Origin of the sequence: Sinomonas sp. ASV322, assembly GCF_030908245.1 — a bacterium.
Taxonomy (GTDB): Bacteria; Actinomycetota; Actinomycetes; order Actinomycetales; family Micrococcaceae; genus Sinomonas.
This window is the reverse complement of the sequence record NZ_JAVFJJ010000006.1, coordinates 93,294-108,089: the sequence shown is the minus strand read 5'-3', so window position 1 is coordinate 108,089 and position 14,796 is coordinate 93,294. Positions and strand designations below refer to the sequence as shown.

13 protein-coding genes are annotated in these 14,796 nt (G+C 70.9%); 10 read left to right on the top strand and 3 right to left on the bottom strand.

From position 1 onward, the window contains the following. The first annotated feature begins 38 nt into the window (after positions 1–38). Positions 39–1,436, top strand: coding sequence for an aminotransferase class V-fold PLP-dependent enzyme (locus RBS12_RS10420; RefSeq protein WP_307966028.1), 1,398 nt, complete (start codon positions 39–41; stop codon positions 1,434–1,436). A gap of 3 nt (positions 1,437–1,439) precedes the next feature. On the opposite strand, the gene RBS12_RS10415 is transcribed toward RBS12_RS10420, so the two are convergent. From RBS12_RS10415 to RBS12_RS10405, 3 genes are read right to left on the bottom strand one after another with little or no spacing between them, the layout of a single operon-like run. Continuing rightward, positions 1,440–2,429: an aminoglycoside phosphotransferase family protein gene (locus RBS12_RS10415; protein WP_307966027.1), complete on the bottom strand. Its 990-nt coding sequence runs from the start codon at positions 2,427–2,429 to the stop codon at positions 1,440–1,442. Between the two features lie 11 nt (positions 2,430–2,440). Next, positions 2,441–3,166 carry a VIT1/CCC1 transporter family protein gene (locus RBS12_RS10410; protein WP_307966026.1) on the bottom strand — a complete coding sequence of 242 codons (726 nt, stop codon included), beginning with the start codon at positions 3,164–3,166 and terminating at the stop codon, positions 2,441–2,443. A gap of 52 nt (positions 3,167–3,218) precedes the next feature. After that, positions 3,219–6,656 (bottom strand): hypothetical protein, encoded by a 3,438-nt coding sequence (locus tag RBS12_RS10405; protein ID WP_307966025.1) that lies wholly within the window; start codon positions 6,654–6,656, stop codon positions 3,219–3,221. A 98-nt stretch (positions 6,657–6,754) separates the two neighbouring features. Between RBS12_RS10405 and rimP the strand changes: the two genes are divergently transcribed. The 9 genes from rimP (at position 6,755) to RBS12_RS10360 (ending at position 14,781) form a co-directional block, all read left to right on the top strand. Further along, the gene (rimP, locus tag RBS12_RS10400; RefSeq protein ID WP_307966024.1) at positions 6,755–7,426 is read left to right on the top strand and encodes a ribosome maturation factor RimP; all 672 of its coding nucleotides are present in this window, start codon (positions 6,755–6,757) and stop codon (positions 7,424–7,426) included. Then, positions 7,426–8,394, top strand: coding sequence for a transcription termination factor NusA (gene nusA, locus RBS12_RS10395; protein WP_307966023.1), 969 nt, complete (start codon positions 7,426–7,428; stop codon positions 8,392–8,394). Before rimP ends, nusA begins: the two co-directional genes overlap by 1 nt. Beyond that, positions 8,358–8,837, top strand: coding sequence for a YlxR family protein (locus tag RBS12_RS10390; RefSeq protein WP_307966022.1), 480 nt, complete (start codon positions 8,358–8,360; stop codon positions 8,835–8,837). Before nusA ends, RBS12_RS10390 begins: the two co-directional genes overlap by 37 nt. Before the next feature lie 171 nt (positions 8,838–9,008). Continuing rightward, complete coding sequence (gene infB, locus RBS12_RS10385; protein ID WP_307966021.1) at positions 9,009–11,900, top strand: translation initiation factor IF-2; 2,892 nt, start codon at positions 9,009–9,011, stop codon at positions 11,898–11,900. A gap of 66 nt (positions 11,901–11,966) precedes the next feature. Further along, complete coding sequence (gene rbfA, locus RBS12_RS10380) at positions 11,967–12,467, top strand: 30S ribosome-binding factor RbfA (RefSeq protein ID WP_307966020.1); 501 nt, start codon at positions 11,967–11,969, stop codon at positions 12,465–12,467. Positions 12,468–12,509: 42 nt separating this feature from the next. Continuing rightward, positions 12,510–12,983 carry a nucleoside deaminase gene (locus tag RBS12_RS10375; protein ID WP_307966019.1) on the top strand — a complete coding sequence of 158 codons (474 nt, stop codon included), beginning with the start codon at positions 12,510–12,512 and terminating at the stop codon, positions 12,981–12,983. A 51-nt stretch (positions 12,984–13,034) separates the two neighbouring features. Continuing rightward, positions 13,035–13,940, top strand: a complete 906-nt coding sequence (gene truB, locus RBS12_RS10370) for a tRNA pseudouridine(55) synthase TruB (RefSeq protein WP_307966018.1) — start codon at positions 13,035–13,037, stop codon at positions 13,938–13,940. Further along, positions 13,937–14,305, top strand: coding sequence for a hypothetical protein (locus RBS12_RS10365; RefSeq protein WP_307966017.1), 369 nt, complete (start codon positions 13,937–13,939; stop codon positions 14,303–14,305). Before truB ends, RBS12_RS10365 begins: the two co-directional genes overlap by 4 nt. A 2-nt stretch (positions 14,306–14,307) precedes the next feature. After that, positions 14,308–14,781 carry a hypothetical protein gene (locus tag RBS12_RS10360; RefSeq protein WP_307966016.1) on the top strand — a complete coding sequence of 158 codons (474 nt, stop codon included), beginning with the start codon at positions 14,308–14,310 and terminating at the stop codon, positions 14,779–14,781. Positions 14,782–14,796 lie beyond the last annotated feature (15 nt).

Genomic DNA, 14,796 nt, shown 5'->3' with positions numbered 1-14,796 from the left:
CCTCTGTCCCCACGGGCGCCCCGGCGTAGCATGCAGCCATGCTGCGCCCTGAGGACTACGACGAACCTTTGGACCGCGCCGCGGAGCACGCGCGACGCTGGCTAGGGAGCATTCCATCACGTCACGTCGGTCCGCTGACGACGGCGGACGAGCTCGCCGAGGCGTTCGGTGACGAGTTGCCGGAGGCCGGCCTCGATCCCGCCGACACGGTGGACCTCCTCGCCGCCGCCGCGGCGCCGGGCCTCATGGCCATGCCGTCGGGCCGGTTCTACGGCTGGGTCATCGGCGGGACGCTCCCCGCGGCCATGGCCGCCGACTGGCTCGTGAGCGCGTGGGACCAGAACACGGGCCTGCGCTTTGCGACCCCCGCCACCGCCGCGGCCGAAGAGGCTGCGGCGCGCTGGGTCGTCAAGCTGCTTGGTCTCCCAGCGCGAGCCGATGTGGGCTTCACGACGGGCGCGAGCATGGCCAACTTCAGCGGACTTGCGGCCGCCAGATGGCGCGTGCTCGAGCGTGCGGGCTGGGACCTCAACGAGCGCGGTCTCGCGGGCGGGCCGCGGGTCCGGGTCTTCGTGGGCGCGGAGAGGCACGATTCGATCGACATGGCGCTGCGCATGCTCGGGCTCGGGGCGCCGGAGTCCGTGGCCGCCGACGCGCAGGGACGCATCCGGCCCGAGGCACTCGCCGCGGCGCTCGATCGGGGGGAGGGCCCCGCCGTCGTCTGCCTTCAGGCTGGCAACCTCCATTCGGGCGCGTTCGACCCCTTCCCCGAGGCCATCGACGTGGCCCGGACGCACGGCGCGTGGGTGCACGTCGACGGCGCGTTCGGCCTGTGGGCCGCGGCGTCCGCCGCGACGCGGCCGCTCATGCGCGGGGCCGAGCAGGCCGACTCGTGGGCAACGGACGCGCACAAGAATCTCAACGTCCCCTACGACTGCGGGATCGTCGTGTGCCAGGACGCCGTCGCCCTCCGGCGTGCGCTCGGCCTGCACGCCGACTATCTCGTCCACGACGCCCACGGAGACCACGGCCCGGGCGACCCATTTGAGAAGGTTCCCGAGCTGTCCCGACGCGCCCGGGGCGTTCCCGTGTGGGCCGCGCTCCGCTCGCTGGGCCGCTCGGGCGTCGACGCGCTCGTCGCGGGCCTTGCCGCCCACGCCTCCGAGCTCGCGCGTCGGATCGGCGAGCTCCCGGGCGCGGAGGTGCTCAACGACGTCGTCTTCAGCCAGGTGACGCTCGCGTTCGGGTCCGGTGAGCGAACCCAGGCGGTCGCGGATTATCTCGTGCGGGACGGGCGAGTGTGGATGAGCGGATCCCGCTGGCACGGGCGCGCGGTCCTCCGGATCTCCGTCGCCAACTGGTCCTCGGACGGCCAGGACGCGGACATCGCGTTCGCGGCGGTCCGGGACGCGCTCGCGGCAACTGAGGGCCTCTGACACTCAGCCGAGGCGCTTGAGCTCCCACACATCGGGAAGGCCCGGGAGCGGCCGTGAGCACAGCGCGCTCGCGACCCAGAGCGACCGCTCGAGATCCCCCTCGTGGTCCGGCTTGGCCGCGTACCAGAGCGCGTTCTCGACCTCGCGCAGAACCGCCCACTCGCGCGCCCCCTCCGGATCGATCCCCGCCGCCGAAGCGAGGTCGTGGCAGCGCTCGAGCAGGGCTTCCGACGGATCGCCGCGCCGCAGCTCGGGAAGCCGGTTCCACAGCATCGGGGCCACCGCGAACTCCGCTTCGCCCACCGCCGCCTGGGGATCGATGGCCCGGAAGCCCTCGTCCGAAGCCGCGTCGAACGTTCCGAGGACGTTCATTCCGTGCAGATCCGTATGAACGAGGACGTCGACGCCGCCCCGGCGGCCCACGACGCCGCGCGTGGCGCACACGTCGAGCGCCGCCTCGAGGAGCCACCGCGGGAAGGGACGATCGAGCCGCGTCCAGCGTTCGGGCAGCTCGTCGCTCCAGCGTTCCGCCCGTGCGTCGATCCGGTCGAGAGCCGCCCACGCGGGGCGGTCGTCCTCGGGGATCGACAGCCGCCGGACCACGTCGCCCCACACCGCCGTGGCCTCGGGGAACGGAACGTCCTGAAGCCGCCGCCCGCCGTCGAGCCGTTCGAGCAGGAGCGCGCCGTCGCCGTCGTCGTCCACGAGGCGCACGGCACCGTCGCCATCCCACAGGCGGAGCGCAACCGGCTCTGAGGACGCCTCCGGATACGGATAGGCGAGCTTGAGGACGAGCGGCTCGGTGCCGCGTGCCACTGCAACGACCATGGAGCCGAAGCCCGACCACGGACCCGCTGAGTCCTCGTCGAGCCGCAGCCCCCACCTGCGGAGGCACTGTTCGATGCGGTCAGGGAGCGAATCGAGCCACGACCGACCGGCGGCCGTGCGGGAAAACCGCCGGACCAAGTCTTCAGGCGCGATGACCGCACTCACAGAAATGCAGCTTAGGCGATACCTGTGGTTCCGAGCAGGCTGCCCAGCGCGAATGTCGCCGCGAGGGCGAGCGCGCCGCCCGCCACGACGCGGATCGAAGCCCACGTCCGCGAGCCGCCGCCGATCCACGCCCCGAGCGCGCCGGTGAGCGCGAGAGCGATGAGGACGACGGCGAACGTGATGGGAACGCGGATGGCCTCGGGAAGAAGGAGGATCGCGATCAGGGGGAGGACGGCGCCGCACAGGAACGAGATGGCCGAGGCGAAGGCGGCGTGCCATGGGCTCACGATCTCATCCGGATCGATGCCCAGCTCGATGTCGAGATGTGCCCGGAGCGCGTCCTTCGCTGTGAGCTCCTCGGCCACCTGCGTCGCGAGGCCTCGCGACAGCCCCTTGCGCTGATAGAGGTTCACGAGCTCTTCGAACTCTTCTTCGGGCTGCTCCTTGAGCTCCTCGCGTTCCTTCGCGATGAGGTGGCGCTGGCTGTCCCTCTGGCTGCTCACCGACACGTATTCGCCGAGGGCCATCGAGATCGCGCCGCCCACGAGCGCGGCCATGCCTGCCGCAAGAATCGGCCCGTTGTTCGTCGTGACGCCGGCAACACCGACGACGACGGCGGCGACGGAGACGATGCCGTCGTTCGCACCCAGCACCCCGGCCCGGAGCCAGTTGAGCTTTGCCGCGATGTCGGTTCCCTGCGGTTCTGGGTGCAGGCCCGTGGTGCTTTCCGTGGTCATGCCTCCACTGTGGCACTCCGCTCGGCACCCTTCCAGCGAAGCAAGCCTAGCCTCATTGGCCCGTCGGCTGCCCTGCGGCCTGTTCCGCGGACGGCAGCCCCGGGAAGGCCCCGATGTCGCCCGCGAGGCGCGACGCGGTGACGAGTCCCTTCGCGGCGTCGCGACGACGCTGGGCGGGCGCGGCACCCACGAGTTGGGCCCACGAGTCCTCGGCGGAGCGGGCGACGGCAGTGAGTGTCGGATTCGGGTTCGCCGCGAACTCGGCGGGGACCGCAAAGCCCGCTTCGCGCGGCGGGAGGGCGAGGCAGGACGCCGCCGCGAGGGCGTCGATGCCGTCGAGCTGATGGCGGTGCGCCTCGAGGGCCTGTTCGCGGGCCGTGGCATCAGAGGACGACGCCGGGGTGTGGGCCAGGGCCGCTTCGAGGACGTAGGCTGCGGCCGTCTCGGCGCGCTCGACGTTCGCGAGCGCGCCGCCGAAGGTGAGCGTCGACCCGGACGACGCCGCAGGTTGCGCAGGCGACGGCGCAGGGGTTGGAGTCGGGCAGGGGCTCTGAGCAGACTGGCTGGCTGATGGGCTCCCGGACGTGCCCGCCACCGGCTTGGCGGGTGACTGCGGGGTGAGACCAGCAGCCACGGAGAGGCTTTCCGCCTGCAGCGACTGTCCCGCCGCGAGCGACGCGAGGACCGTCGCGGTGGGGCCGTCCACGTCCTGAAGGGCCGCGAGGCGCACCTCGATGCTTGCTGCAAGGCGCGAGACGACGTCGGCCGCGCCTGCCGGGGGCGTGGTCGTCCGGGCGTCCGCCGTGCTTGTGCGGCCTCCCGATGCCCCCGACGCCGACGACGACGGTCCGCCCGTTCGCGTCGAGAGGACCGCGGCCTGGCGGTCGAGCAGGGTCGCCGTCGCGGCGAGCGCCGACTGAACGCGAGGGGTCGCGCCCCGGGATGCTGCCCGCGCGAGCCCTGCGAGCTGCGTGGCGTCCTGCTCTGCCGTGCGCAGCGCGACCTCGCTCTTGCTGGGATCGCTCGGTGCAACCGGCTGGAGCGAGACAAACGTCGCGCTCCCCACCCCCACGGCGAGCGTTGCGGCCCCGAGCACCCAGAACGGCCACGTCCGGCGCGGACGCGGCGATGACGCTGCTGCCGCGCGAACCTCCGCCCTTGTCATCGCGGCCCGTGGAGTCGCGGGCGGGGTCGCCGCCGTCGGGGTCGTCAGGGCCGGTGCCGTTTCGGCTGGTGCCGTTTCGGCCGGTGCCGTTTCGACGGATGTCGTCGCAGCGACGGACCCTGGCTCGTCGGCCGCGGCCAACGCATCGCTCCGGGTGTCGACGGGTGCCGCCGCAAGTTCGGGGGCTTCCTCCGCGACGTCTGGAGCGCTGTCGGCGTCGGCTGCGGCCTCGAGCCCGTCCGACAGTTCGGCTTTGTGCTCGGCAGGCTCTCGGACGGTGGGCTCTGGCTCGACAGACTCTGTCGCGGCAGGCAGCGTGTCTTCATGGGCCTGCGTTTCGCCGCGCGACTCCTCGCCGAGGAAATCCTCGGCTCCCGGCGCTTCGGCAGCAACGGTCTGGCCGTCAGGATCGTGTTCTTCGGCTTTGAACTCGGGTTCTAGGGAGTCGACGAGCGTGGCGTTGGCTGCCTGCGCCGCGGTGGCTTCGGGAACTGGCTCGTGGGCGGCGTTCTCGGGCCCGACCGGTTCCCTTTCCCCGGCTGGTTCCCCCGGCTCGGCCGGTTCCTCCGGCCCGGCAGGTTGTTGAGGCTCGGCCGGTTGTTGAGCGTCGGCAGGTTGTTGAGGCTTGGCCGGCTCCTCCGGCTCGGCGGCTTCCTCGGCGGCTTCCTCGGCGGCTTCCTTGGCGGTGACTTCCTCGGTGATGGATGTGTCGAGCGCTTCAGGGGACTCGCTGACAGCGGGTTCTGTGGGCGCGGCCTCTTGCGTCTCGTCGGTCGGTTCGCTTGCGAGTGCGTCCTGGCCATCGGCGGTGGCGCTGGCGAGGCCCAGCTCTTCGTGGGACTCGCCCTCTTCTGCCCCGGCCTCGGCATCGGGCCCGGGCTCGGTCCCGGGCTCTGCCTCGGGGCGGTCGTCGGCTTCAGCTGGAGGTTCCTGAGCGTCGGCTTCCGGGCTGGCCGTGTCGGCGTCGTCGGTCGGCGTGGCCTCCGCCGCCGGGCGGGGCTCGGCCGCCGGGAGTTCGGTAGGCGCAGGCTCTTGTGTCTCGTCGGTCGTTTCGCGCGCGGCGGCGTCCAGCTCGTCGCTCGTGGCGCCGGCCGAGTCCGGACCTTCGGGGGACTCGCCCTCTGCCTCAGCCTCGACCTGGGGCTCTGCCTCGTGTCCCGCTTCGGGCTGTGCCTCGGGCTCGGCTTCGGCTTCGGGCTGTGGCTCGGGCTCGGCCTCGCCCTCCACCTCGGGCTCGGGCTCGGGCTGTGCCTCGGGTTCGGGCTCGGGCTCGGCCTCAGCCTCGGGCTGTGCCTCGGGTTCGGCTTCGGGCTCGGCCGTGGGGGCGTCGTCGGCCTCCGTCGGAGCTTCCGGACCGTCGGTTTCGGGTTCGTTCACTGGGGTGTCGTCGGTCGACGCGGCCTCGGTCGCCGAGGCGGCGTCGGCTTCGGGTGCGGTCACTTGGGCGTCGACGGCCGGCGTGGGCTCCGCCGCCGAGGCGGGCTCGGAAGCCGTGGGGTCCTCCGGGGCGGCCTCCTGCGTCTCGTCGGCGGCTTCGCCAGCGGAGGTGCCCTCGTCGTCGCTCGCGGGACCGGCGGGGCCCTGCTCTTCGTGGGACTCGCCCGCGGCCTCGGCTTGGGTCACCAGGGCCTCGTCGGCCTCCGTCGGAGCTTCCTGTGCGCCGGCTTCCGGGGTGAGCGCGTCGGCGTCGTCGGTCGGCATGGGCTCCTGCGCCGAGGCGGGCTCGGCAGCCGTGGGGTCCTCCGGGGCGGCCTCCTGCGTTTCGTCGGCGGCTTCGCTCGCGGAGGTGCCCTCGTTGTCGCTCGCAGGACCGGCGGGGCCCTGCTCGTCGTGGGACTCGCCTGCGTCCTCGGCTTCAGGCCTCTCGTTGACCTCTGTCGGAGCTCCCTGAATGCCCGTTTCCGGGGTGTGCTCTGCCGCGTATCCGGCGGACTCTTTCTGAGTCTCGGTCGGGGAGTCGGAATCCTCGGCGCGCGGCTCGTCGGCGTCGTTCTCGGGTTCGGCCTCGCCCGCAGGCTCGCCCGCTTCTTGCGTCTGCCCTTCCGTCTCGGCGGCTTCCTCGGCGGGGGAGTCCCCGCCCTCCTCAACTTCGTTCGATGGCAGCCCAGGCGCGGGTTCGTCGTCGTGCGCTTCCGCGGCGGACGGCGCGTCGTCGGTCGCAGCGCCCACCTCGCCGCTCTCCGGGACCAAGTGCTCAGCCGCCCCCGGCTCGGGGGCCTCGGCGTTGGCGGAACCGAGGTCTTCGGGCGCGTCGGGGCCACGCCGATGTTCTAGTGCCGGGCCCTCTTCCGGAGACGGTTCGGTAGGGGCGGTGGTGGAAGTCACGGGCTCGATCATCCCACGAGCGCGGCATGTGCCCACCACGCCCCCGCACGAGCCGATAGGCTAAGAGCACATTCGAAAGAACAAGGAGGCGGACTCGCATGTCTGAGCCACGGTCCGAGCCTGCCGAGCAGGACGTGCGTCCGAGCCGAGAGGCCACTGGATCGCCGTTCGCTGCTGAGGAAGCGCGTCTTCATGCGCTGCTCGAACCCACGGTGCAGGCCCACCGCCTGTTCCTCGAGGGCATCTCGGTCAAAGTTGCCGGGGCCCACCGCACCGTGCACGTCGTCGTCGACTTGCCCCAGGAAGAAACCGGCGGCGTCGGCCTCGACGTGATCGCCGAGATCTCGCGCGAGCTGTCGGACGTCCTCGACGGGACCGCGGGCACGTTCGCAGACAATCGGCCATACGACCTCGAGGTGTCGTCGCCCGGCATCGCCCGCCCGCTCACGGAACCGCGGCATTGGCACCGCGCCCGTGGTCGCCTCGTCAAAGTCAACGTGATCCAAGGTGAGAACGTCACCGGTCGCCTTACCCACGTGACGGACGACGGCGTGACCCTGGTCCCGGATCTACCGGCACCCAAGGGGGTCAAGCCCAAGCAGGGCGAACCGGTGGCACTCCCGTTCTCCCGCATTCGCAGCGGTCGGGTAGAAGTCGAGTTCGCCCGCGTTGACGAGATCCCCGAAGACGCCTTCGCGGCGTTCGGAGCCGACACTGAGTCCGATACCGAATCCGACATGCACACCGACACCGACGCCGAGGAGGCCTAGTGGACATCGACATGAGCGCGCTGCGCCTGCTGGAGCGAGAGCGCGACATTCCGGTCGAGAAGCTCATCCCCACGATCGAGCAGGCACTCCTTCTCGCGTACCACAAGTCGCCGGGGGCGATCGATCAGGCCCGGGCGGAGGTTGACCGCAAGAGCGGGCACGTCACGATCTGGGCAACTGAGATCGACGAAGAGGGCAACCCGATCGGCGAGTTCGACGACACGCCCGAAGGCTTCGGCCGGATCGCCGCGACGACCGCGCGCCAAGTCATCCTCCAGCGTCTCCGGGACGTCGAGGACGACAACGTGCTCGGCGAGTTCAAGGGGCGCGAAGGCGAGCTCATCGCCGGCCAGATCCAGCAGGGCAGCAACCCGCACATGGTCCAGGTCAACCTCGGGGCCGTCGAGGCACTCCTTCCTCCGCCGGAGCAGGTTCCCGGCGAGCAGTATCTCCACGGCAACCGCATCCGCGCCTACGTCGTCGACGTGCATCGCGGCGTCAAGGGGCCGTCGATCACGCTGTCCCGTTCGCACCCCGGCCTCGTCAAGAAGCTCTTCGAGCTCGAGGTGCCCGAGATCGCGGACCGCAGCGTCGAGATCGTCGCAATTGCCCGCGAGGCCGGCCACCGCACGAAGATCGCGGTGCGAGCCAACGTCCCGGGCGTCAACGCGAAGGGCGCATGCATCGGCGAGATGGGCTCCCGGGTCCGTGCCGTCATGACCGAGCTCAACGACGAGAAGATCGACATCGTCGACTACAGCGACGACCCCGCATCCTTCATCGCCAACGCGCTCTCGCCTGCCAAGGTGAAGTCCGTGAGCATCGTCGACGAGGGAGCACGTTCCGCGCGCGTCCTCGTGCCGGACTATCAGCTTTCGCTCGCCATCGGCAAGGAGGGGCAGAACGCCCGCCTCGCCGCGAAGCTCACGGGGTGGCGCATCGATATCGCGTCGGACACGGCCGGGTAAGCGGAGAGGTTCCGCGGGCGAACACGGCGAGGAGCCTGTTTTTCGCGTCCTCCCACGCGGGCTATAGAATAGACAGGTCCGGGCGTGCGCCCGACGGCGAGAAACAGACCCAGGGGCAGCGGAACGTGCGGAGCAAAGCCGAACCACTGCGAACCTGCATCGGATGCCGTCGGACTGCGCCCCGGACAGAACTGCTCCGGTTGGTGCGGGACCCCGATGACCCTCAACGCGTCATCGTCGATCCGCGCCGCCGACTGCCTGGACGAGGTGCTTGGCTGCATCCCGATCAGGTATGCCTGACGCAAGCCGTCAAACGCCGCGCGTTCCAGCGCGCCTTTAGGGGTGCCGCGGACCACACGGCGGTCGACGCCTTCGTAGGCTCCGCCGTGCAGGCCCCCGCCCGCACGGTCACCGTCCAAGCTGAAAGCGGGTCAGAAATCTGATGGAAACCCGATGAGTCCCCATCCGATGAGTGCGTAGCGATGAACACGTTGTTGCGCGCCGCCGACGGCCTCGCAGCTCGTCCACTGAAGCGTTCAGTAGTGACTGACGAGGCCTGCAGCAAGCAGTAGACGGTCCACGCCTGGCTCGGCGCGGACCGAGACAGGAGAAATGTGGCCAAGGTCCGCGTACACGAGCTCGCCAAGGAGCTCGGTATCACCTCCAAGGACGCCCTCGCCAAGCTTCAGGAGCTCGGCGAATTCGTGCGTTCTGCGTCCTCGACGATCGAGGCGCCCGTCGTGAAGAAGCTTCGCGACGCCTACCCCTCTGGCAGCGCCAAACCCGCTGCTGCGCGCACGTCCGGTGGCGCGGCGCCGTCGTCGGCTGCCCGCCCGTCGGCGCCCAGGCCCGCCCAGGCCCCCGCTGCCGTCGCGACGCCGGTGCCCGCCCCCGTCGGCGGTTCCGCGGGACCGGCGGCCTCGGCGGGCTCGTCCGTCAAGCCCGGACCCGCCCGGCCGGCCGCACCCCAGGTGCCGGCTCCGGCCCCGCGTCCGGCCGCCGAGACCCGCCCGGCCTCGCGTTCTGCGGCGACCCCGGGTCCGCGCCCCGCGGCGACTCCCGGTCCGCGGCCGAGCGGTCCCCGCCCCGGCAACAACCCGTTCTCGTCGTCCCAGGGCATGCAGCGCCCCGGCCGCGAAGAGCGCGCTCCGCGCCCTGGCAACAACCCGTTTGCGACCTCGCAGGGCATGCCGCGTCCGGGCGGTTCGCGCGACGGCGACCGCCCCGGCGGTCCTCGTCCGGCTGGTTCGGGCGGCCCGCGGCCCGGTGGTACCTCAGGGATTCCGCGCCCGGGCGCGCCGCGCTCCGGCGCCCCGCGTCCCGGCGGCCCGCGTCCTGCCGGTTCCGGCGGCCCTCGTCCCGGCGGCTCGGGCGGTCCCCGTCCGGGCGGTTCCGGCGGTCCTCGCCCGAACCCGGGCATGATGCCCGCCCGCACTGAGCGTCCCCAGCCGGGCGCGCGTCCCGCCGGCACCGGCGGCCGCGGCCCGGGACGTCCGGGTGGCGGTGCCCCCGGTGCTGGCGGCGGACCTGCTGGCGGCGGCTTCGGCAAGGGCGGCCGCGGTCGCGGCGGCACGCAGGGTGCCTTCGGCAAGGGCGGCGCCGGACGCGGCAAGCAGCGCAAGTCGAAGCGCGCGAAGCGCCAGGAACTGGAGCAGATGAGCGCTCCGTCGCTTGGCGGCGTGTCGGTTCCCCGCGGCGACGGCGAGACGATCGTCCGGCTCCGCCGCGGCGCGTCCATCACGGACTTCGCGGAGAAGATCGATGCGAACCCGGCCTCGCTCGTCACGGTGCTGTTCCACCTCGGCGAGATGGCAACGGCCACGCAGTCCCTCGACGAGGAGACGTTCAGCGTCCTCGGTGAAGAGCTTGGCTACAAGATCCAGGTCGTCTCGCCGGAGGACGAGGAGCGCGAGCTGCTCGAGTCCTTCGACATCGACCTCGACGCCGAACTCGAGGCCGAGACCGACGAAGACCTCGAGGTCCGTCCGGCCGTCGTGACCGTCATGGGCCACGTCGACCACGGTAAGACGCGCCTCCTCGACGCCATCCGCCACACGAACGTGGTCGAGGGCGAGCACGGCGGCATCACCCAGCACATCGGTGCGTACCAGATCTCGTTCGAGCATGAGGGCGACCCGCGCAAGCTGACCTTCATCGATACCCCGGGCCACGAGGCGTTCACCGCCATGCGCGCCCGTGGTGCCCAGGTCACGGACATCGCGGTGCTCGTCGTGGCCGCGGACGACGGCGTCATGCCGCAGACGGTCGAGGCGCTCAACCACGCCCAGGCCGCCGGGGTGCCGATCGTCGTCGCGGTCAACAAGATCGACAAGGAGGGCGCGAACCCGGACAAGGTCCGTGGCCAGCTCACCGAGTACGGCCTCGTGCCCGAGGAGTACGGCGGCGACACGATGTTCGTGGACGTCTCCGCGCGTCAGAACCTGAACATCGACGACCTGCTCTCCGCGGTCCTGCTCACGGCAGACGCCGCGCTCGACCTCCGGGCGAACCCGAACAAGGACGCCCGCGGTGTCGCGATCGAGGCCAACCTCGACCGTGGCCGCGGCGCGGTGGCGACCGTCCTCGTCCAGTCGGGCACGCTCCGCGTGGGCGACAACATGGTTGCGGGAACGGCCCATGGCCGCGTCCGCGCGATGTTCGACGAGGACGGCGAGCCGGTCGAGGTCGCGCTCCCGTCGCGTCCCGTCCAGGTCCTGGGCCTCTCTTCGGTTCCGAGGGCAGGCGACACGTTCCTCGTGACCGAGGACGAGCGCACCGCCCGCCAGATCGCGGAGAAGCGCGAGGCCGCAGAGCGCAACGCACAGCTCGCGAAGCGCCGCAAGCGGATCAGCCTCGAGGACTTCGACAAGGCTGTGGCCGAGGGCAAGATCGACACCCTCAACCTCATCCTCAAGGGCGACGTGTCCGGTGCGGTCGAGGCCCTCGAGGACTCGCTGCTCAAGATCGACGTCGGCGAAGAGGTCCAGCTGCGCGTCATCCACCGCGGCGTCGGCGCGATCACGCAGAACGATGTCAACCTCGCGACGGTCGACAACGCGATCATCATCGGCTTCAACGTCCGCCCCGCGGAGCGTGTCGCCGAGCTCGCGGACCGCGAGGGCGTGGACATGCGCTTCTACTCGGTCATCTACGCGGCCATCGAGGACATCGAGCTCGCCCTCAAGGGCATGCTCAAGCCGGAGTACGAGGAGGTGCAGCTCGGCACCGCCGAGGTGCGCGAGATCTTCCGCTCCTCCAAGTTCGGCAACATCGCCGGCTCGATCGTCCGCAGCGGCATCATCCGCCGCAACTCGAAGGCCCGCCTCCTCCGAGACGGCGTCGTCGTGGCCGAGAACCTCTCGATCGACTCGCTCAAGCGGTTCAAGGATGACGCAACCGAGGTCCGCGAGGGCTTCGAGTGCGGTATCGGCCTGGGGTCGTTCAACGACATCCAGCTCGAGGACACCATCGAGACGTTCGAGATGCGCGAGAAGCCGCGCGTCTGACCGTCCGGCACGAAGGGGCCCTGCGCACGCGGGGCCCCTTCCCAGTCCCTTTAGGAGGAGTTCCCCATGGCCGATCCCGCACGCGCTGCGCGACTTGCCCAGCGGATCAAGGTTGTTGTGGCCGAGGCGCTGCGCAAGGCCGTCAAGGACGAGCGCGCCGAGGCGATCACGATAACTGATGCGCGCGTGACGAACGACCTGCAGCACGCAACCGTCTACTACACCGTGCTCGGCGACGCCGCGGCCCAAGAAGGCGCCCGCGAGGTCCTCGATGCCAAGAAGGGCGTCCTCCGCCGCGAGGTCGGCCGGAACCTGACGATTCGGCTCACGCCGACCCTTGAGTTCGTTGCCGACGAGGTTCCCGTGAATGCGTCGCACGTCGAGGACCTTCTGCGCCAGGCGCGGGCCCGCGACGAGGAGGTGGCCCGCCTCGCGGTGGGCGCCCAGCACGCGGGCGACGCCGATCCCTATAAGAAGCCGGAGTCCCACGACGACGGGTTTGACGGGGAGTTCGACGACGCGGAGCACGAGTCCGAGTTCGACGGCGTCGACGTCGACTCTGAATAAAGGGTCGCCCTGGTGTCCGCACACCGGGCTACCATGGGCCGCATGGACGAGGATGCAGTGCGCCGCCATCTCGAGCGCGCCGTCGAACTGGCCACAGCGAACGTCGCCGAGGGGGGCGGCCCCTTCGGCGCCGTCGTCGTCATGCCGGACGGAACGATCTTCGAGGGGACCAACCGCGTGACGCGGGACAACGACCCGACCGCCCACGCGGAAGTCGTCGCCATCCGCCGCGCGGCCGCGGGGACCCGTGATTTCGACCTCCACGGTGCCGCCCTCTACACGAGCTGCGAGCCGTGCCCGCTGTGCCTCTCCGCTGCCTTGTGGGCCCGGATTTCGGCGGTGTACTTCGCCGCGGACCGGCACGATGCGGCGGCGGCGGGCTTCGACGACGCTGAGTTCTACGAGTACTTCGACGGCGACGATCGCAGCCGTATGCCCGTCGCCCGGTCGGAGCTCGCCCAGAGGACCGCGCCCTTCGACGCGTGGGCGGCGTTCACCGCCCGTGTGGAGTATTAGCGCACGAGCATTGGCGCATGGGGCACCAGCTCGCTCCATATACTGGGAGGCGTGCTTTCTGGACTCGTGATCGTCGACAAACCGCAGGGATGGACGAGCCACGACGTCGTCGGCCGCGTCCGCCGCTTGGCCGGAACCCGCAAAGTGGGGCACGCGGGAACGCTCGATCCCATGGCCACCGGCGTGCTCGTCGTGGGCATCAACCGCGCTACGCGCCTCCTCTCGTACATCGTGGGAACCTCGAAGACCTACACGGCCACCATCCGGCTCGGCCAGAGCACGGTGACGGACGACGCCGAAGGCGAAGTGCTCACCGAGACGATAGCGGCGGCCGTCACGGAGGAGCAGATTCGGACCGCCACGATGCGGCTCACGGGCGAGATCCTCCAGGTCCCCAGCAGCGTGAGCGCGATCAAAGTGGGCGGGCAGCGGTCGTATGCGCGGGTGCGCGCAGGGGAGAGCGTCGAACTCGAGTCGAGGCCCGTCACGGTCTATTCGTTCGACGTCCACGAGATCCGGCGGGAGCGCGGCGGGCGAGTCCAGGACGTCGACGCGACCGTCCGCTGCTCCTCGGGCACCTACATCCGTGCGCTCGCCCGCGACCTCGGGGCCGATCTCGGGGTCGGCGGCCACCTCACGGCCCTCCGCCGCACCCAAGTCGGTCCCTACGACATCGCCGCCGCCCGCACGCTCGATGAGCTCGGGGAGGACTTCTCGGTCCTGCCGCTCGCCGACGCCGCGCGAGCACTCCTGCCGTCGCGCGAGCTCACGCCGGACGAAGCGGTGGAGCTCTCGTTCGGGCGCCGCATCGCCCCCAGCGGCAGCGACGCTGTGACCGCGGCCTTTTCCCCGGACGGGAACCTCGTGGCGCTCCTCAAGGACGCCGGCCAGGCAGCGAGGCCCGAGCTCGTGTTCGCCGCGCGCGGGGGAGACACACGGGGAGTGACAGCCGAGTGATCACGGATCCGTTCTACTGGATCGGCGTCGCGGTGTGCGCCATCTCTCTCGTCGTCTGCCTCGTCGCGGCCGTGACGAAGCGGTACCCGGGCGACGCCGCGATCCTTTCCGTCGCCGCCGTCGAGCTCTTCCTCGTGGCCTTCGCCGTCGGCGCCGCGATCCGCCAGAGCAGCGGTGAGCCCGTGCGGGGCGAGTCGTGGGAGTTCTGGGGCTACGCCGCGACGGCTTTCGTCCTGCCGATCGCCGCCTTCTGGTGGGCCGTCCTCGACAAGAGCCGGTGGAGCAACGTCGTGCTCGCGGCCGTTCCCGTTACGGTGTTCGTGATGCTTTTCCGCATGGAACAGATCTGGAATGGAGCGTTCTGAAGGTGGCCGACAATACCGCCCCTGACAAGTCTGCCGACGATTCCCAGGACCTCGAATACTCGCCGAGCGCGAGGGGCCGAGGGGTCGGCCGCATCATCGTGGCCATCTATGGGATCTTCGCCCTGTCTGCGTCTGCCCGCGCCGGCTACCAGATCCTCACCAAGTTCAGCGAGGCGCCCCTCGCGTACATACTGAGCGCGGTGGCCGCCGTCGTCTACATCGTCGCGACTGTCGCCATGGCTCGGCGCGGCGTGCCGGGCTGGTACGTCACGCTCAGCGCCGTGCTCGTCGAGCTCGTGGGCGTGCTCGTGGTCGGCACGATCAGCGTCGTCGCCCCGCAGGATTTCGCCCAGGACACGGTGTGGAGCGTCTACGGACGCGGGTACGGCTTCGTGCCCCTCGTCCTGCCGTTCATCGGTCTCGCCTGGCTCTACACCAACCGACCCCGCAGGGTCGGCCGGCCGTCTCGCCGGTAGCGGGCCGGTAGTGTT

Excerpts from the sequence above, each read along its gene's own strand:
- RBS12_RS10410 (WP_307966026.1), bottom strand. The coding sequence starts at position 3,166 with ATGACCACGGAAAGCACCACGGGCCTGCACCCAGAACCGCAGGGAACC.
- rimP (WP_307966024.1), top strand. The coding sequence starts at position 6,755 with ATGTCTGAGCCACGGTCCGAGCCTGCCGAGCAGGACGTGCGTCCGAGC.
- rbfA (WP_307966020.1), top strand. The coding sequence starts at position 11,967 with ATGGCCGATCCCGCACGCGCTGCGCGACTTGCCCAGCGGATCAAGGTT.
- RBS12_RS10420 (WP_307966028.1), top strand. The coding sequence starts at position 39 with ATGCTGCGCCCTGAGGACTACGACGAACCTTTGGACCGCGCCGCGGAG.
- RBS12_RS10375 (WP_307966019.1), top strand. The coding sequence starts at position 12,510 with ATGGACGAGGATGCAGTGCGCCGCCATCTCGAGCGCGCCGTCGAACTG.